This is a genomic window from Scopulibacillus daqui, assembly GCF_016908855.1.
Taxonomy (GTDB): domain Bacteria; phylum Bacillota; class Bacilli; order Bacillales; family Sporolactobacillaceae; genus Scopulibacillus_A; species Scopulibacillus_A daqui.
The window spans coordinates 1-19,848 of sequence record NZ_JAFBER010000036.1; the positions used below are offsets into that span (position 1 = coordinate 1).

Consider the following 19,848-nt stretch of genomic DNA (forward strand, 5'->3'; position numbering starts at 1 on the left):
TTTCGAAGAAAAATCGAAAAAATATAAAAGCAAGTGGAGAAAAACAATTTGTTTTTCTCCACTTGCTTCATTTTAAGGACTTATCAGACAAGCCCTTTATCTTGTTATCGGCTTAAACAACTAATCCGCCATCGACACTTAATATTGAGCCGTTTATATAATTCGCTTCATCAGAGGCGAGAAATAGATAAGCAGATGCAATATCTTCAGGTTTACCTAACTTTTTAAGCGGTGTCTTTTCCTTCATGAGATTAAGTATTTTTTCAGGTACTTTTGAAGTCATATTGGTTTCAATAAAACCGGGGGCAACGGCATTAACACGAATGCCTTTTGGACCAAATTCTTTAGCCCAGCTTTTAGTCAGGCCTATCACGCCCGCTTTTGTCGCTGCATAATTGGTTTGGCCTATATTGCCGTATAAGCCTACGACAGAAGAGGCATTAAGAATGACTCCTGAACCCTGGGCCATCATCTGTGGGACAACAGCCTTCGTGCACTTAAAAACCCCAGTTAAATTCACAGCAATGACCTTTTCCCAGTCATTGTCATTCATTTTTGTCAGAAATCCGTCGCTTGTGATGCCGGCATTATTAATTAAAACATCAATTCTGCCATAAGTATCAACCGCTTGTTGAACCATTCCATTAACCTGCTCAGTATTTGTCACATCAACGTTAAAAAACTTTACAGAGTCACGATTCATTTTTATGACCTGATCGAGCTCTGTCGGAAGATCCCGATCGCAAATGATCACATTGGCACCTTCTTCTAAAAACATTTCAGCCGTTTTTCTACCAATTCCCCTTGCACCACCGGTAATTAAAATAACTTTTTTGGCAAACCTCAATGGTCCCACCTCTTTATTCTTAATAAATAAGACATTGGAACAAACAACAAAGCGACTATACAAAACTCATGAATGTCCGGGAATGGTATTTTTATTGTGCCTTTTAAACTGTTGGAATATCGCAGCCCACCGATGCAGGTTTGACGGGCTGCGAGGCTATCTTTATTAGTTTATGTGCCGTATTTGTGATCAAAGAACTAAAAATTTCATCATTTTATGAGACTTAGAGCCGCATTAGCATTTGATTCAAATACATCATAAAAACCTTTGTGGGTTGTTTTTAGCTGATTGATGGATTCTTCAACCAAAGGTTTAAGCTGTTCGCGGTTCTTTTCTTGCGTTTCGACAGCTTTTTTAATGAATCCCTCAAACTGTTTTTGAGATTGGTTTAATAAATTTAAATTGGCTTTATAAGGCGTTACCGTCAGTTTTTGAATGCGTGACATAACATCATCCAACCGTTCATTCCATTCTTCAAAAGTTTTGCCGGATTCTTCGCCAGCCGCTTTTTCTATGTTTTGTTTCATATTTTGCCGAACTTCCTGAACTAGCTTCGATTGTTCTTCTTCAATCTTGTTTAAATTTCCGGTAAACTTTTCTAAAGTTGTCTTTTGGTATTCTAATGCTTTAATTGTCAAATTCTCCACACGTTCTTGTGAGGCAAAGATGGCGTTTAATCCTGTTGCTAAATTGTCCCAAAAAGGGTCGATGAAATTAAAAGTGTTTTTTTCTTTGCTTGATTCCTTTTTATTTGCAGACATGAATAAAACCTCCAATTAAAAAATTTATGTGGTTGCAGATATAAGGGCATGTTCAAAAAATCCGGGAAGTTTAGAACACGCACGATATACTGCAGGGTCACTTTTCTTTGTCATTGTCATTGTCATCATGAGACGACCAAGGATGCTTCAAAAACATATCAGTGTACATCTGGAAAAAGCGATTAAGCATTGATTGATATTGTTCAAGCGAATCCGCCCATGCTTTTAAATAGGCTTCACCTGCATCCGTTAAAGAATAGATCCGCTTAGCGGGTCCTCCAGCTGATGTATCCCATTCGGATTTAACCATGTTGTCTTTTTCTAATTGCCTTAAAGTTCGGTATATATTGCCTTGATCAATTGATGAAAATCCAAATTGGGATAATTGTTGGATTAATTTGTAGCCGTGCAGATTCCACCCGCGAAGAGTTAGCAAAAGGACGGGTATCAACAAATTCTTTTGCGTACTGTTCATAACTTTGTCATCGTTCAAAGGTGAATGATCAGCATGAATTTTCTCGTTTTTTGACATATGCATCACCCATCAATATGTTAATAAACCTTATGTGTAATTTACACCTATGGAGCGAATTTGTCAAACAACTTTTTGTTTATTATCATTATTTTTTAATAATTTTTTATCGACATAAATAGATGGTTGTAATCGCTTACTTTGATAATTTACGATAATTTTCTAGCTGAATTGCTAAGAAAAAATTCCCATTTGTCGAATTGTTTACAATAGTTCATCTTGTATTACTGTTAATGCATTTATATAATAAAACAGTAAATTTCGAAAAAGGAGAGGGCCAATGAGTCAACAAAAAAACTTTGATCCATTTGAATTATGGAAAGAAGCCTATAACCAATCAGAATCATATTGGGGTCATATTTTAGATGAAAACATGAAGGAAGAATACTTCTCCAAATGGATGGGGAAAGTCCTAGAATCTAATCTGCTGTTCAAAAAAATGATGAATCAAACGACAGAAGGTTATTTGGAACAAGTTAACATACCGACACGAAAAGACTTGTCAAGTGTGGCCTCCCTGGTTGTTAATGTTGATGAAAAAATCGACAGCATGGAAGAACTCATCGAAGGTGTGAAAGCTGATAATCAATTAAGTGAAACAAAATTAAAAAATGAAATAAAACAGTTAAATGATAAGCTTGATCAAGTTCTTAGCTTATTAAATGAAAAAGGTAAATCTGTAAACAGTAAAGAAAAAGAAGCCAAACAAAGCAAATAATCAAAATTTAACTCAACTAAGGGTAAAAGGAGAGGATATCAATGACAGATTTAACTAATAAAGTAGCTATTGTAACAGGCGGTGCCAGAGGCATTGGCGCGGCTATTTCAAAGGAATTGGCCAGTCATGGCGCAAGAGTTGTCGTAAACTATAACAGCAGCAAAGGGCCATCGGAAAAACTGATTATGGAAATTGCAGAAATGGGCGGAGACGCTTATGCGGTACAAGCTGATGTATCAAAATCTGAAGAAGCTCAAAAACTGGTAAATGAAACAATTAACCACTTTGGCAGACTAGATATTGTGGTCAATAATGCCGGAATTACACGGGATCGCACTTTCAAAAAACTTAAAGAAGAAGATTGGAAAAACGTCATAGATGTCAATCTAAATAGTGTCTATAATACAACTGCGGCGGCGCTGCCATATTTGCTTGAGTCAGATTCAGGACGGATTATTAACATATCCTCGATTATCGGACAAGCGGGCGGCTTTGGACAAACAAACTATTCAGCTGCAAAAGCAGGCATGATTGGATATACAAAATCTCTTGCTCTTGAACTCGCCAAAAGCGGTGTAACCGTTAATGCGATTTGCCCAGGATTTATCGACACAGCAATGGTTCAGGAAATTCCAGAAAATATCCGCGAACAAATCGTCGCAAAAATTCCTGTGCGCCGTTTTGGCCAAGCAGAAGAAATTGCTCGCGGCGTTATCTTCCTTTGCAAAGACGGTGAATATATCACAGGCCAGCAATTAAATATTAACGGTGGATTATACATGTAAGGCATGATGTTTGTTCGTTTGAATAAAGATTAGTATTCGAACAAATACGAAAGGTGTGACTACTTTTATGACCGTCTCAAGCCCGACAGATTGGAAGCAGCTCTATGAAACTGTCCCAAGCGAGTTCAAGGAGTCTTATTCGCGTTTAAAAAGAGCTGCAGAGGTGTTGACAACCGATCCTGAGCCGGAAGTCGGCCTTACGCCGAAAGAGGTTATTTGGACTAAAAATAAGACCAAGCTCTATCGTTATGTTTCAGATCAGCCAAAAAAACATAAACTGCCGCTGCTAATGGTTTATGCATTGATTAATAAACCATATATACTTGACTTGACCAAAGGGAACAGCCTTGTTGAATACTTGGTCAATCAAGGATTTGACGTGTATCTTCTTGACTGGGGAACACCAGGTTATGAAGATAAAAATATGAAATTAGATGACTATATTTTAGATTATATCCCTCGTGCTGTCCGGAAGGTGCTGAAAACATCCAAAGCTGATGAATGTTCGATTCTCGGCTATTGTATGGGCGGTACAATGACATCGATTTTTGCAGCGCTTCACCCGGATTTGCCGGTTCGCAATTTTATTTTTATGACGAGTCCTTTTGATTTTGAAGATACTGGATTATATGGATCATTTCTTGATGAACGATATTTTGATATAGATAATGTCGTTAACACGCTGGGAATCATCCCGCCGGAAATGATCGACTTCGGCAATAAAATGCTTAAACCGATAACAAACTTTTATGGTCCGTATGTTAATCTCATTACCCGCGCAGATAATGAAAAGTTTATCAAAAGCTGGAAACTGCTGCAAAAGTGGGTTGCGGATGGCATCCCATTTCCAGGTGAAGCCTACCGTCAGTGGATTCGGGATTTCTACCAAAATAATAAACTCATAAAAGGCGAACTTGTTATTCGCGGCCGAAAGGTAGATTTAAAGAATATTAAGGCCAATGTTCTTAATCTGTCGGCGGAAAGAGATCATATTGCTCAACCGCATCAAGTAGAAGCTCTAATGGATGTTATATCCAGTAAAGATAAAGAATATGTTTCTATTCCTGCCGGACACGTCTCAGTTACTTTTGGACCAAAAGCGGTTAAGATCACTTATCCGACGATTAGTGGCTGGTTAGCCAAGCGATCAAATTAAATATTGATATTTCCGGATTTTTGAATTGGTTAAATATTATGAATAAAAATTAAGGAGGATAAAATGCGCGCATTAGCTCAACCAATTTACAGTCCTTGCCATGGCAAGGTTGAAAACATTTTTATAAATGAATCTGCCTATGTTTATGAATGGGAGAAGTTGTTTTTGATCAGAAATAACCGAGGGTTTCTTGAAGAAATTGCAGTAGGTATGAGCGGTCTGATTACATCGCTGGAGGTTAAGCCTAATCAAGAGGTAACCCCGGATACTGTCATGGCAAAAGTTAAAGAAGACTTATTCATTTCGGGATCTGATTAAGTCTCTTTATCTGAAAAATAACCATTTTGAATTGGTTGACAGCTACGTATGCTTATAACTCAGTCCTCTATGATTATAAATAAAAAGAGATGGCTTTCATAAAAAAGGAGAGAGAAAACCATGGGGCAACAAGATGCTGTAATAGTAAGTGCAGTTCGTACACCAATCGGCAATTTTAATGGCAGTTTAAAAGATATCTCTGCTGTGAAACTGGGCGCTCTAGTCATTAAATCCGCTATAGAGAAAGCCGGGGTTAATCCTGATCAAGTCGATGAAGTGATCATGGGCAATGTCCTTCAAGCAGGGCTGGGCCAAAATCCGGCTAGACAAGCGGCTATTGGTGCAGGTGTGCCTGAAGAAGTTTCAGCAATGACAATTAATAAAGTCTGCGGTTCGGGGTTAAAGGCTGTTCATTTGGCTTCACAAGCCATTCTTGCCGGTGACAGTGACATTGTTGTCGCAGGCGGTATGGAGAATATGAGTCAAGCACCGTATTTATTAGAAGGCACGCGCACAGGGTATCGAATGGGAGATCAGAAGGTTGTTGACAGTATGATTCGCGATGGTCTGTGGTGTGCTTTTAACGACTATCATATGGGAATGACCGCTGAAAACCTTTGCGATAAATATGAATTGACAAGAGAAGAGCTTGATCAGTTTGCAGCGCGCAGCCAGCAAAGAGCAGCGGCGGCCATTGAGGCCGGACGTTTTGAGGATGAAATTATTCCTGTCGAAATCCCGCAGCGAAAAGGGGAACCGGTTTTATTTAAACAAGATGAATTTCCAAGACCGGGGACAACTGCAGAAAAATTAGCAAACTTGCGCCCGGCATTTAAAAAGGACGGCAAGGTCACAGCCGGTAATGCTTCAGGCATTAACGACGGCGCTGCGGCTGTTGTTGTCATGAGCAGAAAAAAGGCCGATGAATTAGGCATCAAACCGCTGGCAACGATCCGCGCGAATGCAAGTGCAGGGGTTGACCCTAAGATTATGGGCATCGGTCCGGTCCCTGCAACGAAAAAAGCATTGGAAAAAGCAGAGCTGTCTCTGGAAGATATGAGCCTTATTGAAGCCAATGAAGCCTTTGCAGCACAGTCTGTTGCGGTTGGCAAAGAATTACACTTTAATGAAGAGATTTTAAATGTCAATGGCGGGGCTATTGCATTGGGACATCCGATTGGAGCAAGCGGAACACGAATTCTCGTAACGCTTATTCATGAACTGAAACGGAGAAATGAACGATACGGGCTGGCAACGCTTTGCATCGGCGGCGGACAAGGCGTCGCAACCATCATTGAAAGAACTTAATATAGAGAAAGGGGGCTGTAAGTTATTAACAGCTCCCTTTTTATTATCGGCTGATATTCGCTTTTAATTTTGTAAAATCAACGTCTTTGTAATACGTGTCTTTAACCAATATATTTGGACCTAAGCAAGAAACGCTGGGGCAATGGCAACTTAAGGATTGAGAAGTTTTTGTTGCTCTCCAGATTTGATAGGCATCCGTTAATTTCGTGTTTCTAATATTGCCAAGCGGAGGGACATCGCCGAAATCGGTGACAATGATGCTCCCATCGAAAATATTAACATTCAGCCGGGAACGGCCGTCAGGGTCATTTCGCAGTGTAACATTTCTTTCCTTATATAAACGGGACAACAGTTCCAGATCTTCAGGATTTCTGCTGCACGGGTAGAACGGTAAGGTTCCAAACAGCATCCAAACGTTTTGATCGCGTGCATCAAGCAGCCGATGAATGCCTTGGCGAATGTCTTTCAGTGAAGCGACTTCAAGCTTACTGGCAAAGTCGCTTGGATACATAGGATGAACTTCGTGCCTTTGGCAGCCCATCTCGACAATTTGCTGATGAATACTTTCAAGATGGGGCAATGTACGTTTATTGATCATCGTCTCTGCGGAAACAAGCACCCCGCGTTCTGTCAAGGCTTTTGCATTTTCAATCATTCTCTCAAAAAACTTCACCCGTTGTTCGTATGCAGGTTTTTTATCCATTACTGCAAATCCAATTTCCGCAAAATCTTTGGCGCTGCCATAATTGTGGGATATATGCAGGACATCCAGGTAAGGAATAATCAGTTCATAACGTTCAAGGTTTAGTGTCAAATTGGAATTTATTTGTGTCCGTACCCCACGTTCATGGGCGTATTTTAATAGCGGCACGACATATTCTTTGACTGATTTAATAGATAACATTGGTTCGCCGCCCGTTATGCTAAGGGAACGCAAATCGGGAATTTCCTCTAAACGTTTAATGAGCAGATCAATAGGCAGAGCTTCCGGGTCTTTTTTCTGCAGGGTATATCCGACGGCGCAATGCTCGCACCTCATATTGCATAATGTCGTTGTCGTAAATTCAATATTGGTTAAACGCATTTCCCCGAATTCTTCAACATCCAAATAAGCTTCCCATGGATCATAGTCAGGCGTTATTTTTCTATCTTTTACAAGCACCATGAAGCAATCTCCTCGCATCATAAAGTTTCACTATACCCGAGTATAACAGAATTTGCTTTTACTATCAGCGAATCGGCATGTTTTCTTTAAAAACGTATATGGCGAAAAATATATCATTCGTATATTTAATGCTATTCATCAAATATTAAGTGTAGAAAACATTTCAATACTTTAGGGGTTTATATATGAAAAGCATTTTCTCTATATATGGAAGCGACATAAAAAGAAATACAACCAATTGGGCGGCCGCAATGATCATTGTCGGACTTATTATTTTGCCTTCTCTTTACGCATGGTTTAATATAAAGGCCTCTTGGAATCCATATGCAAATACTAGAGGGATAGCTGTAGCTGTCGTCAATAATGACAAGGGAACAACAATTCGCGGCAAAGACATTAATGTCGGAAACGAAGTCATTCAATCGATGAAAAAAAATAAGGACATTGGCTGGACCTTTGTGAATGAAAAGCAAGCGGAAAAGGGTGTAAAGTATGGTACTTACTATGCAAGCATCATGATTCCAAAGGACTTTTCTGAAAAAATTTCAACTGTATTAACAGATCAGCCAGTCAAACCGCAGCTGATTTATAATGTTAACGAAAAAATAAATGCGGTCGCACCAAAAATAACTTCTTCCGGTGCATCAGGCATTGTAGAGAAAATAAGTGCGAGTTTTGTCCAAACGGCTAACGGCGCCATTTTTCAAATGTTTAACAAACTGGGAATAGAATTAGAAAAAGAACGGCCGACGCTAGAAAATATCCGAAATATGATTTTTACACTGCAAAACAGTTTCCCACAGTTAAAAGAGGCTGTTAATACGGCACTTCATGATGCCGGCCAGTCGCAGCAAATTGTCCAAAAAGCGCAGACTAATCTGCCGCTTGTAGCGCAAATCGCTGATAACGGCGAGTCGCTTACCTTAAGTATTAACGGTCTTCTGAATAAGACAAGCGAAGTCATGGATACAGTTACGCCGAATATTAAGCAGGATCTAGGCTTATTGCAGCAGACGGCTGCAGCTGCCGCCCAATTGTCTTCAATCATTCAAAATAGTCAGGTAAACATACAAACCATTCAAACCGGTCTGAACCAAGCTTCACAACGGTTAAATACGGCGCTTCCCGTTGTGAATAGCGTACTGCAGTTTTTTGAACGTTTAAATGCTTTAAACCAGCGTTTTGCCCCAGAAATAGGCAATATCCAGCAAATCAAAAACAGTCTAGAACAGCAGCAGTTTACAGTTAATCAGATTAGAGACATTGTTAATAAAGGAGGGAAACCTGCTGTTGAGCTGGCAAGCCGTTTAAGGCAGCAATCCATCAATGCCGCAAATGCATTAAATCAATTTTTAAGCCGCTTTGACAGCAGTATTGCACCCAAAATTCAACAAGCTTTTCAAGAAGCGAAAACATCCGCTAATAACGCTCAAATCGTTCTCTCAGATGTTAAAAGCACGCTTCCGGATGTACAAAAAATATTAAATGACGCTTCAAAAGGCTTAGTTGTCGGCAAAAGTGAAATTTTAGCGATTCAAAGCCAGCTGCCTGTTGTTGAGGCGAAAGTTAACCGTCTGGCCAGTAATATTCGCTCTTTTGAAGCAAAAGAAAATATCGATGATTTAATCAGGCTGCTAAGGCACGATTACAAAAAAGAGAGCGAATTTTTTGCTCACCCTGTCGAGCTTAAAGAAAATAAAATATTCCCAATCCCTAATTATGGTTCAGCGATGTCGCCGTTCTTTACAACACTGTCGCTTTGGGTAGGCGCTTTATTATTAGTTTCCTTATTATCCGTAGACGTTGTTCAGGAGGATCATTCATATAAAAGTTATCAAGTTTATTTAGGAAGGTTTTTGACGTTTTTAACAATAGGATTGCTTCAATCTTTGACAGCAACCTCGGGCGATTTATTTCTATTGCATACGCATGTGGTTGGGAAATTATGGTTTGTGCTATTCGGCCTGCTGATCAGCGCCGTTTTCATGTTAATCGTCTATACACTTGTTTCTGTCTTTGGAAACATAGGCAAGGCATTGGCCATTGTTCTGCTTGTTTTGCAAATTTCCGCATCGGGCGGAACATTTCCTGTTCAAACGATGCCGCGCTTTTTTCAAGCGATCAATCCTTATTTGCCATTTACTTATGCCATCAGCATGATGCGTGAAGCAGCCGGCGGCATCCTCTGGCCGATTGTCATCAGGGACATTTGTGTGTTAATCCTTTTTTCAGCGATTGCCTTAATGATTGGGTTAGTATTAAAGAAAAGCATCAATAGATTGAGTATTAATTTTGTAAATAAAGTCAGAGAGGGCAAGCTTATCCACTAGGCGTTCAGATTGTATTTCAAATGAGAGGGCATGAGGACAATGGTTTAGCGCCATGTCCTCTTAAATTAAAAAAATGGATGAAAGGGGGGTTGAAAGTCAAAAAAGGTCAGTATATAATAAAGGCATAAGGTCAAAGATAGTCAAAGCGATAGATATATGACACAGCTGATCATTCAAAAGGACAAAAGGTTCAACCGTCTGCAAAGGATTTGAAAAATGTCGAAAATCCTTTTATAATATAAGCAAAAGATCAAAGAAAGTTAAAGTCAAAGGAGAACAGCGCTGTTCAATGGCGAAATCAAAGCAAATAATGATTGAAGCTAAGGAATTTGCAAATTTTTGGCCATCCATTTATAATAACAATTGAAAGGTCAAAGATAGTCAAATCAAAACAGATTAACACATATAAATGATACAAAAAGCAAAGGATTCGAAAGTCAAACAATCCTTTTAAATTTAGTCTAAAGGTCAAGGATAGTCAAAGTTAAAAATAAAGTCTACAACCGTAAATCACATTTCATGAGTATAAAGGGAGGTATTCGATATGCGTTGTGACAATTGCAATGTTAATCCTGCTGTGATTGAGATGAATATTCAAGTGAATGGAAACAAACAACACCTTCATTTATGTGAAGACTGCTATAAAAAAGTCAAACAAGAAATGAAAACTCCATCATTCTTTGGAGGACATTCAGCTTTTGATGATCTCTTTAAAGAATTTATGCAACCGTCATTTGGCGGCGTAAACGCTAACGGCTTTGCCAAAAGTCAAGGTCCAATCGGCCAAACGGCAGCGGGAGAAGGCGGCCGAGGCGGCATGCTCGATCAATTTGGGCGCAACTTAACCGATGCTGCCAGAATGGGCGTGGTTGACCCTGTTATCGGCCGTGACAAAGAAGTTGAACGCGTCATTGAAACATTGAACCGCAGAAATAAAAATAACCCTGTGCTGATCGGTGAACCAGGCGTAGGGAAAACAGCGATTGCAGAAGGTCTTGCACTGAGAATTGTTGAAGGCAAAGTACCATCCAAACTTGCCAATAAAGAGATTTATGTGCTGGATGTATCATCGCTCGTTGCCAATACTGGCATTCGCGGCCAATTTGAAGAACGAATGAAACAATTAATGGCCGAACTTGAAAAGCGCAAGAATGCCATCGTCTTTATTGACGAAATACACTTGCTCGTCGGCGCAGGTTCTGCCGAAGGTTCTATGGATGCCGGCAACATTTTGAAACCGGCGCTTGCCCGCGGTGAAATTCAAATCATTGGCGCAACAACTCTAAAAGAATACCGTCAAATTGAGAAAGATGCTGCGCTTGAACGCCGCTTCCAACCTATCATGGTCAATGAACCAACGATTGATGAAGCCATTGAAATCCTGAAAGGCTTGCGTGAAAACTATGAAAAATATCATGAAGTAAAATTTACAGATGAAGCGTTAAAAGCTTGCGTCACATTAAGCGACCGTTACATTCAAGACCGTTTCTTGCCGGATAAAGCGATCGACTTAATGGATGAATCAGGTTCTAAAGCTAACTTGCTTTACACAAACTCTGAAAAGGATCATTTACAAGCTCGACTAAATGAAATTGCTGCAGAAAAAACTAAAGCGACAAAAAATGAAGATTATGAACGCGCGGCTAAACTTCGCGATGAAGAAGCCGAACTTGAAAAGCAGCTCGAAAAAGCACACGACACGCAATCTGAAGCTGTTGTCGATGTTGATATGATCCAAAAAATCATTGAAAGCAAAACAGGCATTCCTGTCAGCAAGCTTCAAGATGATGAACAAAATAAAATGAAACATCTGGCTGACCGTCTGAATGCGAAAGTCATTGGCCAAAAAGCCGCTGTTGAAAAAGCTGCTAAAGCGATTCGCCGCAATCGAATAGGACTAAGAAGAACAACGCGTCCAATCGGTTCATTCTTGTTCGTTGGACCAACAGGCGTCGGCAAAACAGAACTCGCCAAAACATTGGCAGAAGAAATGTTTGGAGACCGTGAAGCCATGATTCGCCTTGATATGAGTGAATATATGGAAAAACATTCAGTATCCAAACTTATCGGTTCACCTCCAGGATATGTTGGACACGACGAAGCGGGCCAACTCACAGAACGCGTCCGCAGAAAACCTTACAGCATCATCCTGTTAGATGAAATTGAAAAAGCGCATCCAGATGTACAAAATATGTTCTTGCAAATTCTTGACGACGGACGCCTGACAGACAGCCAAGGCCGAACAGTAAGTTTCAAGGATACTGTCATTATCATGACAAGCAACGCTGGCGCAGGCGACAAACAAACCAAAGTTGGTTTTAACAGCGAATCTGAAAAAGAAAAAGAATCAAATGTGCTTGATCAGCTTTCAGGATACTTCCGTCCGGAATTCCTGAACAGATTTGACGGCATCATTCAGTTTAATGCCTTAACACAAGAAAACCTTGTTAAAATTGTTGACCTTATGCTAAGCGATATTGAAGAAGCTGCAAAAGATCAAGGCATTGAATTGACCGTAACTGATGCAGCAAAACAAAAGCTTGCCGAACTCGGCTTTAACCCTGCTTTCGGCGCTCGTCCATTGCGCCGGGTACTAGAAGAAAAAGTTGAAGACGGCATCGCTGACCTGCTTCTTGAAAAAGAAGATGTCAAAGCAGTTGTCGTTGATGTTGATGATGATGAAGTGGCCGTTAAACAAGCGCAATAATCATAGCAGAAAGAATTCAGCGCACTGGGATAAATCTATGTCCCAGTGCTTTTTTTGTGAACAGCTTTTGCTATTGAAAAACAAAAACACGATTAAATTGACTGATATGGCAGAAGAAGCATTTACATAAATTATATAAAACTTTCCCGCATTTTGTTATGGCTGCTTCTTTTAAAAGATCATCAACTTGCCGGGTCTCATTTAAATTTAAGGGGTGTGAATTTTGGGGAAAATTTTTAATGTATCAAAGTTATGGGCGCTATTTCTTGTTTTTTCAGGTACATTGATCAATGCGGTTGATAGGGCGAGCTTTTCAACCGCAAATACATTTATAGCCAAAGATTTGCATCTGAGTATGGGAACGATGGGGTTAATTTTGTCATCATTTGGTTGGACATATCTTGTTTTTAACTTGCCGGCCGGCTGCCTATGCGACCGCTTTGGAGAAAAAAAGGTTTACGGAACGGCGGCTTTTTTATGGTCAATAGCGTCTGCGTTAACAGGATTAGCCAAAGGGGCCGGCATGTTATTCTTTAGCCGATTGCTTGTCGGTGCCGGTGAATCAGCAAATTTTCCAGCTGCAACAAAAGTGGTAGCGGAGCATTTTGAAAAAGAAAATAGGGGGACGGCGACAGGCATTTACCTTGCAGGGCTCCGTTTGGGTTATGCGATCACACCGGGCTTGTTGCTGAATATTTTGGTTTTGAAGCAGCGCTTGTTTTAGGCGGCGGAACGATGGTGCTGGCTGTATTATTCTTTCTTACAAAAATACGAACTATGACCCTTGAAAACAGCACAGCAGCACGCGGTCAAACTATCATTATGGAGGACTGACAGACGATCTTCTCTAAGTGGTTTTATCGGATAACTTTTAATAAACATACAAATGGGTTGAAAGGTTAACTATTGACATAACTCAACAAAGTATGGTAAAAAGATGATATTAAATTTCATATCAGATGAAAAGCAATGAAGGGAAAAAGTAGCCGTTATCTCCCTGATAAAGAGAGCTGGTGGGCGGTGCGAACCAGCACAAAGATAATGCGTGAATTACATCCTTGAGCATCCTCTGGGAAATATATTGGCCTCATCAATCTTTTTTTGCTTAGCTTTTGCAGGCTTTGTAAAGTAGCAGGGGACGGTCATACCGTTATATAATCAAGTGGAACGAACAAGTTCAATAAGGATGGTACCGCGTGTTAACAGCGCTCCTTGATAAAGGAGCGCTGTTTTTTGTGTTTATCTATTTAAAGGTAATTGGAACTTAATCAATTGAATAAGGAGTGAAGAACATGGATATTTTAGAGGATCTAAAGTACCGAGGTTTGGTTAATCAAGTGACAGATGAAGAAGGTTTAAGAGAAGCATTGAAGAAACCGGTTAAATTTTATTGCGGATTTGATCCAACGGGCGACAGTCTGCATGTTGGCCACTTGTTGATCATTACGACAATGATGAGGTTTGAGAAAGCCGGTCATTTGCCGATTGCTCTAGTCGGCGGGGGAACCGGGCTAATCGGCGATCCAAGCGGACGATCAACAGAACGCACGCTGAACGAACATCGTGTTGTTGAAGGGTATGTACAAAAAATCAAAGATCAACTGTCAAGATTTCTTGATTTTGAAAATCAATCGACACTTGCTAATAACTTTGATTGGCTTGGCGGTTTATCGTTAATTGAATTTCTAAGAGATACAGGGAAACATTTCTCAATTAATTACATGCTCTCTAAGGAATCTGTTCAATCCCGTTTGGAAGCAGGACTTTCCTATACCGAATTCTCATATATGCTGCTTCAGTCTTTTGACTACCTTAATTTATATGAAAAAGAAAATTGCCGTTTGCAGATCGGCGGCAGCGACCAGTGGGGCAATATTACGGCAGGGCTTGAATTGATCAGGAGAAAAGGCCATGAGGAACCGGCATTTGGTTTAACGTTCCCGTTAATTACAAAAAGCGACGGCACGAAATTTGGCAAAACGGCAGGCGGCGCTATTTGGCTTGACGCTGAGAAAACAACACCGTATGAGTTCTACCAATTCTGGATTAATACCGACGATCGGGATGTTATTCGTTTCTTGAAGTACTTTACATTCTTATCTAAGGAAGAGATTGACGGATTAGAAAAAGAGCTCCAGACAGCACCGGAGAAGCGGGCGGCACAAAAACGGCTGGCTGAAGAAGTGGTTAAAATGGTTCATGGTGAAGAAGCTCTTCAGCAAGCAATCAAAATTTCGGAGGCATTATTCAGCGGAAACTTGAAAGAATTGACTGCTGAGGAGATCAGACAAGGATTTAAAGATGTCCCATCTTACACGGTGGAAAATAAAGACGATATTGGTTTAATAGAGCTTCTCGTTGCTTCAGGTTTGTGCCCTTCGAAACGCCAAGCGCGCGAGGATATTTCGAATGGCGCTATTTATGTTAATGGCGAGCGGCAGACGGATCTCAGTTACACTGTAACAAGCGCCGACCGGATTGAAGATCAATTCGTTATTATCCGGCGCGGCAAGAAAAAATATATGTTAATAAAATACTAAAGAAAACGCATTTAACAAGAGGATAGCCTGCGGAGCATCCTCTTGTTTTTGTATCAGGACTCTTGTTATATGCATACAATGGCACAGAGTGACGAGGGGAGGGCATGGATAAAACGATGACTTTCGCTGGGAAAATAAATGCCCCAAATATTGATACGGCAAATGAAAATGTCATGTATTCATCGAAACAAACAGGAGCAATGGTGCTTCCGTATCAACTGAAAACATTGAATGACTGTGCGGCGTCATGTGAATTTTTATGTCATCAACTCCTGTGCAGCTGTGATATAGATAAAAGGGTCTCGCAGATTAAACTACTGCATGATTGTGCGGAAATATGTACGGCAACAGCTAAATTGATGGCAAGGTGCAGTCCGTTTACAAAGCATATGTGCCTTTTGTGCGCTTATATTTGTGAATGCTGCGGCCATGAATGTTTGAAGTATCCTGATCATGAATCACAAATGTGCGGCCGTTTGTGTTTGCAATGCGCACAAGAATGCCGAGAATTTGCTACCTGACAATTTATAAAGAATATCTCAAGCGGAATATTATCGCACTCGGGGATGATTGCAAGAGAATATAATATTCTGGCGGTCGTCGGCACAAAAATAGCGACAGCAGCATTAAAAGATGGCGACATCGTCACCGTTGATGGTACAGAGGGAGTAGTCAGGATTGAGAAACGAAAATAAAGAGCGGTGCTCATGATGTCATCGCTGCTCATGAAGAGCATGTCCTATATGTAAAAATATATCAATAAGGGAAATAAGGTGGGGTTTTTGATGGGAAGCCGTGAACAATCGCCTGCGCTGCGGCTTTATGATGGTTGCTATCGTTCCGGGCTTTAATCCCGCTGTTTGCCGTATTATTGTCCTTATCGATTATTTTTGCCGCAGGTCTCATATTTCGAATATTTAATTGTCAAACATACACTGCGGCGGTTCAAGAGTCATTTAACATTTCCCGGGGAAAGGCAGTATGACTTTATGCCGGATTATCGGCTATTGTGCTTGTTATTTTTCACACTTTATTAACATTTGTCATAAAGTATGAATATAGAAAACCATAGACGGTGTGTCCTGAAAAAGGAACCGGAAAATGGTTGTCCTAATTTCTTAAGATTCCTTGCTGTTCTTTAATAATAACTGTTGATTAACTTCTAAGATTCCTTAGGAAATGGAGGTTTTGATCATGCGAGCATTGGAATGGATCAGCTGGATTGGTATCGTTGCATCCATCGTAGGTTTTTTTGTTTGGGGATTATGGTTAGGTATCGCCGGTGTTGTACTTGGTATTATAGGATTATTTGCCGAAAGAAAAGCAGCTGGATGGGTTTCAATTGTTCTTGGGGTTATCGCCGGGTTACTGGCCTTATTTTGGTGACAGCATCACCTTATCAGTTAAATGAAAAAGCCTGTTCAATAAAAAACAGGCTTTTTTTGTATGTGTTATGTTCCTTAAGACAGCTGAAACATTCATGCTGATTGATTCATAGTGTCATGTCTTTTAGGTTCATCAAGTTTGCGATTCAGAAAAATAACGATAGCATTAGCTAATAATATAGACATCGTTACATAGAATACGACTCGAATATTAAACGATGCGGCAATAGAACTTCCTAATAAAGGTCCGACAAAATTGCCTAAAAATTGAGCGCTTGAATTAAACCCAAACGCTTTGGCTTGCACGCTTTTTGGGGCCAGTTTTTTGACTAAAACGTTTAATGAAGGCAGCATCCCGCCAACAAATAGTCCGAGCATAAAACGACCGATGATTAAAATCCATACACGATGTGTCAGCGCCTGCGGCAAGAAGGATAAAGCCGCCATGATCAGCGATAGTATAAGAATTTTACGTTGGCCTATTTTATCGCCAAAACGCCCGAGAAAAGGAGAGCCTATCAGATTGGCGATGCCGGAAGCGGCAATCACAAGCCCTGCGATGAAGGCTATATGTGAACCGTGGTAAATCGTTTTTGTATAAATAGTAAGAATGGGCTGTATGGACATCATGGCGATTTGAGTAACCGTTGTTGCAATAAAAACAGGGATAAGCGGTGCGAAGACGCGCCAGCCTGCTGTCTCTTTGTTTGTTTTCTTAACGGCTTTCTTTGCAGAGACATCTTCTTTTACAAAAAACATGACGACGATGCTGGCTGCAAGAAGTAATGCACCGGTAGAAATAAATACGGCCCGAAACCCTAAAAGCTCGCTTAAAAAACCGCCGATTAATGGTCCGATAAGCGTTCCGGCCATTTGACCGGTTTGCAGTGTCCCGAGTGCTTTTCCTGAATGTTCATCAGGGGTGACTGAAGCTTGTAAAGATATTGACATGGAAATAAAGCCGGAAAATACGCCGTTGATTAACCGGAGCATTAATAGCTGCCAAGGGGCTGTTACAAATCCCATTAGGACAGTCATTATTCCCATCCCTATGCCTGCCCGCAGCAGCATGGGTTTCCTTCCGTATTTGTCAGCTAACGTTCCCCATAATGGCTGGAATATTACTGCCATCAACATTTGTGAAGAAAAAATAGCGCCCGACCATCGTTCCACTTGAGTTAGATCATGAACCCCGAGATTTTCAATATAAAGCGGCAAAAAAGGAATAATCATGCTTGTTCCTACAACGGCAATAAAGTTCGCTGACCATAAGATCCATAACGTTCGTTTCCAATTCATTATTATACGCCTCTTTTTAATGAAATTTTGCCACAAGCCTCATTTCAAAGCTGCGTTTCAGCCAATCAAAAGGAAAAACCGAATATTCACTTTATCATAAATTTTATTAAGTATTGCATTAACTAATATAGAACATTGCCAAGGGTTTGTAAAATAAAAAAGTATTGGACCTTATGACTATTTTTTAACGAGCAAATAACAGTTATAAGTGATAGGTAATGAGCATACCTTGTTAGGAGAGATGAGATGGGGAGAAACATTTGAAAGAAGGGAGCTCATATCATGAACTTTGCACCAATGTCTGTTAATGTTTTCGCCTTTAAAGTCAATTCAATGGATAGATCGGCAACTTTAAGTTATGGTCCAGTTCAACAAGTCGATACTTTTCAAGCGAATAAACGGAATCAAGGCTTCGGAGAAGAGAACGGGGATTTGGATGTATTGAATATTCCGATCATGGGTGTCCAAGATTCTGACCTTATTGATAACGGTTCGACTAAAGGAAGCGCTGTGTGACTTTTTTATCAGCGGCTGGCCGAAATCAGACAGGCCAGCTTTTTCTTTGCCTTTCATAACCAATGATCACACAATGTCCAAAAAAACAGAGACTTATATTATTTTCATTGAATAAACGTTATCTTGAATCATATCTTTTAACAAGGATTGTCCTATATTGGTTGTGATAAAGGAGAATTGTAATGGATACGATACAGGCCATCATGATGGGGATAATAGAAGGGTTAACGGAATTCTTGCCGGTTTCGTCAACCGGTCATCTTATTCTTACCGGACATTTGCTTGGATTTACCGGCAGTAAAGCAAAGACTTTCGAAGTGGTCATCCAGCTTGGTTCGATCTTAGCAGTAGTGGTTTTATATTGGAAACGATTCTTAAGTTTATTTGGTTTATATCACGAGAAGCGAGATCATAAAGGACTAAATTTAATCCATGTCATTGTTGCTTGTATTCCGGCAGTAATAATGGGAGCGCTGTTGCATGGGGCTATAAAAACTTATTTGTTTTCGCCTTATACTGTTGTTGTCGGTTTAGTTGTAGGGGGGATTCTGCTTATTATTGCGGACAAAAAGACAAAGCATACAACTGATGCCGGCTTGGACCGCCTATCTTATCCTCAAGCCTTTGGCATCGGGTTATTTCAATGCCTTGCGCTTTGGCCGGGTTTTTCACGTTCCGGCGCAACAATTTCCGGCGGTGTATTAATGGGCGCAAGTTATAAAACAGCCGCGGAATTTTCATTTATTATTGCGGTGCCAATGATGATCGGAGCAAGCGGTCTGGATATCATCAAAAGCTATTCGATTTTATCCGGGAGTGATTTTCCTGTTTTCCTGGCCGGTTTTCTGACAGCCTTTATCGTTGCTATGCTTGCTATTGTGTTTTTCCTGAAGCTGTTAAATAAACTGCGGCTGATCCCGTTTGCCGTATATCGGTTTATCATCGCTGTTCTCTTCTATCTATTTATTCTACGCTAAGACCTTATATTTTTGCGTATGTTAGAATAATAGGGGAGTGATAAGGATAAATAAGTGTATAAAAACGATAGCAATAATAGAGCTGCCGATGTGCCCGGCAGCCTAAATATATTTATGTCATAGATGAACCTTTCATTTTAATCTTTCTATATTCACTGAGGGAAACAAATAAACCAATAACAAAAACAGTCAGGCAAGGTTCAAGGCTCCAATAGAAGTATCGCCAATTTTCGGTTATCAGTATGATTAATAATAGACATAAAGGTATACCCAATAAAACGATTAAGGACATTAATAAGGAGAATTTTGGGTTGTTTTTCATACCATTAGCACCTCGCTATTATAGGATACAAGCTAATTATACCAATTTTTATAATTTTATAAAAGTTTAATTTAAAAAAACTCGCGAGGGTACTGCACCCCGGAAGTTAGAGTAAAAAATCTAACTTCCGGGGTGTTTTTATATGGCAAAGTACAGCGATGAATTTAAACTAATGATAGTGA

At 40.1% G+C, this 19,848-nt stretch carries 19 protein-coding genes, 1 pseudogene and 1 other annotated feature; of the genes and pseudogenes, 15 read left to right on the forward strand and 5 right to left on the reverse strand.

The genetic code is table 11. The features are described from left to right. Window positions 1–112: 112 nt before the first annotated feature. The 3 genes from fabG to phaQ all read right to left on the reverse strand — a co-directional run bounded on the left by fabG (window position 113) and on the right by phaQ (window position 2,140). Window positions 113–847 (reverse strand): 3-oxoacyl-[acyl-carrier-protein] reductase, encoded by a 735-nt coding sequence (fabG, locus tag JOD45_RS15570; protein WP_205004835.1) that lies wholly within the window; start codon window positions 845–847, stop codon window positions 113–115. A 209-nt stretch (window positions 848–1,056) separates the two neighbouring features. Then, window positions 1,057–1,608 (reverse strand): hypothetical protein, encoded by a 552-nt coding sequence (locus JOD45_RS15575; RefSeq protein WP_205004836.1) that lies wholly within the window; start codon window positions 1,606–1,608, stop codon window positions 1,057–1,059. Window positions 1,609–1,705: 97 nt separating this feature from the next. Continuing rightward, the gene (phaQ, locus tag JOD45_RS15580) at window positions 1,706–2,140 is read right to left on the reverse strand and encodes a poly-beta-hydroxybutyrate-responsive repressor (protein ID WP_205004837.1); all 435 of its coding nucleotides are present in this window, start codon (window positions 2,138–2,140) and stop codon (window positions 1,706–1,708) included. Window positions 2,141–2,420: 280 nt separating this feature from the next. Between phaQ and phaR the strand changes: the two genes are divergently transcribed. From phaR to JOD45_RS15605, 5 genes are all read left to right on the forward strand, one after another. Beyond that, window positions 2,421–2,858, forward strand: a complete 438-nt coding sequence (phaR, locus tag JOD45_RS15585) for a polyhydroxyalkanoic acid synthase subunit PhaR (RefSeq protein ID WP_205004838.1) — start codon at window positions 2,421–2,423, stop codon at window positions 2,856–2,858. 41 nt (window positions 2,859–2,899) lie between these two features. Continuing rightward, window positions 2,900–3,643, forward strand: a complete 744-nt coding sequence (gene phbB / locus JOD45_RS15590; protein WP_205004839.1) for an acetoacetyl-CoA reductase — start codon at window positions 2,900–2,902, stop codon at window positions 3,641–3,643. A gap of 55 nt (window positions 3,644–3,698) precedes the next feature. After that, window positions 3,699–4,799 (forward strand): class III poly(R)-hydroxyalkanoic acid synthase subunit PhaC, encoded by a 1,101-nt coding sequence (phaC, locus tag JOD45_RS15595; RefSeq protein WP_205004840.1) that lies wholly within the window; start codon window positions 3,699–3,701, stop codon window positions 4,797–4,799. A gap of 63 nt (window positions 4,800–4,862) precedes the next feature. Then, window positions 4,863–5,117, forward strand: coding sequence for a biotin/lipoyl attachment domain-containing protein (locus JOD45_RS15600; RefSeq protein ID WP_205004841.1), 255 nt, complete (start codon window positions 4,863–4,865; stop codon window positions 5,115–5,117). A 120-nt stretch (window positions 5,118–5,237) separates the two neighbouring features. Then, on the forward strand, window positions 5,238–6,425 hold the full coding sequence (locus JOD45_RS15605) for an acetyl-CoA C-acetyltransferase (RefSeq protein ID WP_205004842.1): 1,188 nt from the start codon (window positions 5,238–5,240) through the stop codon (window positions 6,423–6,425). A 43-nt stretch (window positions 6,426–6,468) separates the two neighbouring features. On the opposite strand, the gene yfkAB is transcribed toward JOD45_RS15605, so the two are convergent. After that, the gene (yfkAB, locus tag JOD45_RS15610; RefSeq protein WP_205004843.1) at window positions 6,469–7,590 is read right to left on the reverse strand and encodes a radical SAM/CxCxxxxC motif protein YfkAB; all 1,122 of its coding nucleotides are present in this window, start codon (window positions 7,588–7,590) and stop codon (window positions 6,469–6,471) included. A 185-nt stretch (window positions 7,591–7,775) separates the two neighbouring features. On the opposite strand from yfkAB, the gene JOD45_RS15615 reads away from it, so the two are divergent. The 8 genes and pseudogenes from JOD45_RS15615 to JOD45_RS15645 all read left to right on the forward strand — a co-directional run bounded on the left by JOD45_RS15615 (window position 7,776) and on the right by JOD45_RS15645 (window position 16,553). Beyond that, window positions 7,776–9,920, forward strand: a complete 2,145-nt coding sequence (locus tag JOD45_RS15615) for a YhgE/Pip domain-containing protein (protein ID WP_205004844.1) — start codon at window positions 7,776–7,778, stop codon at window positions 9,918–9,920. A 544-nt stretch (window positions 9,921–10,464) separates the two neighbouring features. Further along, on the forward strand, window positions 10,465–12,627 hold the full coding sequence (locus JOD45_RS15620; RefSeq protein WP_205004845.1) for an ATP-dependent Clp protease ATP-binding subunit: 2,163 nt from the start codon (window positions 10,465–10,467) through the stop codon (window positions 12,625–12,627). Window positions 12,628–12,850: 223 nt separating this feature from the next. After that, the gene (locus JOD45_RS15625) at window positions 12,851–13,351 is read left to right on the forward strand and encodes an MFS transporter (protein WP_205004846.1); all 501 of its coding nucleotides are present in this window, start codon (window positions 12,851–12,853) and stop codon (window positions 13,349–13,351) included. A 236-nt stretch (window positions 13,352–13,587) separates the two neighbouring features. After that, window positions 13,588–13,843 (forward strand) — a binding site (T-box leader). A 76-nt stretch (window positions 13,844–13,919) separates the two neighbouring features. Then, window positions 13,920–15,167: a tyrosine--tRNA ligase gene (gene tyrS, locus JOD45_RS15630; RefSeq protein ID WP_205004847.1), complete on the forward strand. Its 1,248-nt coding sequence runs from the start codon at window positions 13,920–13,922 to the stop codon at window positions 15,165–15,167. A 104-nt stretch (window positions 15,168–15,271) separates the two neighbouring features. Further along, on the forward strand, window positions 15,272–15,688 hold the full coding sequence (locus JOD45_RS15635) for a four-helix bundle copper-binding protein (protein ID WP_239549321.1): 417 nt from the start codon (window positions 15,272–15,274) through the stop codon (window positions 15,686–15,688). 18 nt (window positions 15,689–15,706) lie between these two features. Next, window positions 15,707–15,862, forward strand: a pseudogene (locus JOD45_RS15640) (PEP-utilizing enzyme); the annotation flags it as partial. A gap of 100 nt (window positions 15,863–15,962) precedes the next feature. Further along, window positions 15,963–16,088, forward strand: a complete 126-nt coding sequence (locus JOD45_RS16830; protein ID WP_275583987.1) for a hypothetical protein — start codon at window positions 15,963–15,965, stop codon at window positions 16,086–16,088. Window positions 16,089–16,361: 273 nt separating this feature from the next. Then, a complete protein-coding gene (locus tag JOD45_RS15645; RefSeq protein ID WP_205004849.1) occupies window positions 16,362–16,553 on the forward strand; it encodes a hypothetical protein in 192 nt (63 codons plus the stop codon). 92 nt (window positions 16,554–16,645) lie between these two features. On the opposite strand, the gene JOD45_RS15650 is transcribed toward JOD45_RS15645, so the two are convergent. Next, window positions 16,646–17,851 carry an MFS transporter gene (locus JOD45_RS15650; protein ID WP_239549322.1) on the reverse strand — a complete coding sequence of 402 codons (1,206 nt, stop codon included), beginning with the start codon at window positions 17,849–17,851 and terminating at the stop codon, window positions 16,646–16,648. 282 nt (window positions 17,852–18,133) lie between these two features. Between JOD45_RS15650 and JOD45_RS15655 the strand changes: the two genes are divergently transcribed. Together JOD45_RS15655 and bacA are read left to right on the forward strand one after the other, a co-directional pair. Beyond that, window positions 18,134–18,367, forward strand: coding sequence for a hypothetical protein (locus JOD45_RS15655; protein ID WP_205004850.1), 234 nt, complete (start codon window positions 18,134–18,136; stop codon window positions 18,365–18,367). 182 nt (window positions 18,368–18,549) lie between these two features. After that, on the forward strand, window positions 18,550–19,344 hold the full coding sequence (gene bacA, locus JOD45_RS15660) for an undecaprenyl-diphosphate phosphatase (protein WP_205004851.1): 795 nt from the start codon (window positions 18,550–18,552) through the stop codon (window positions 19,342–19,344). The last annotated feature ends 504 nt before the right edge of the window (window positions 19,345–19,848 follow it).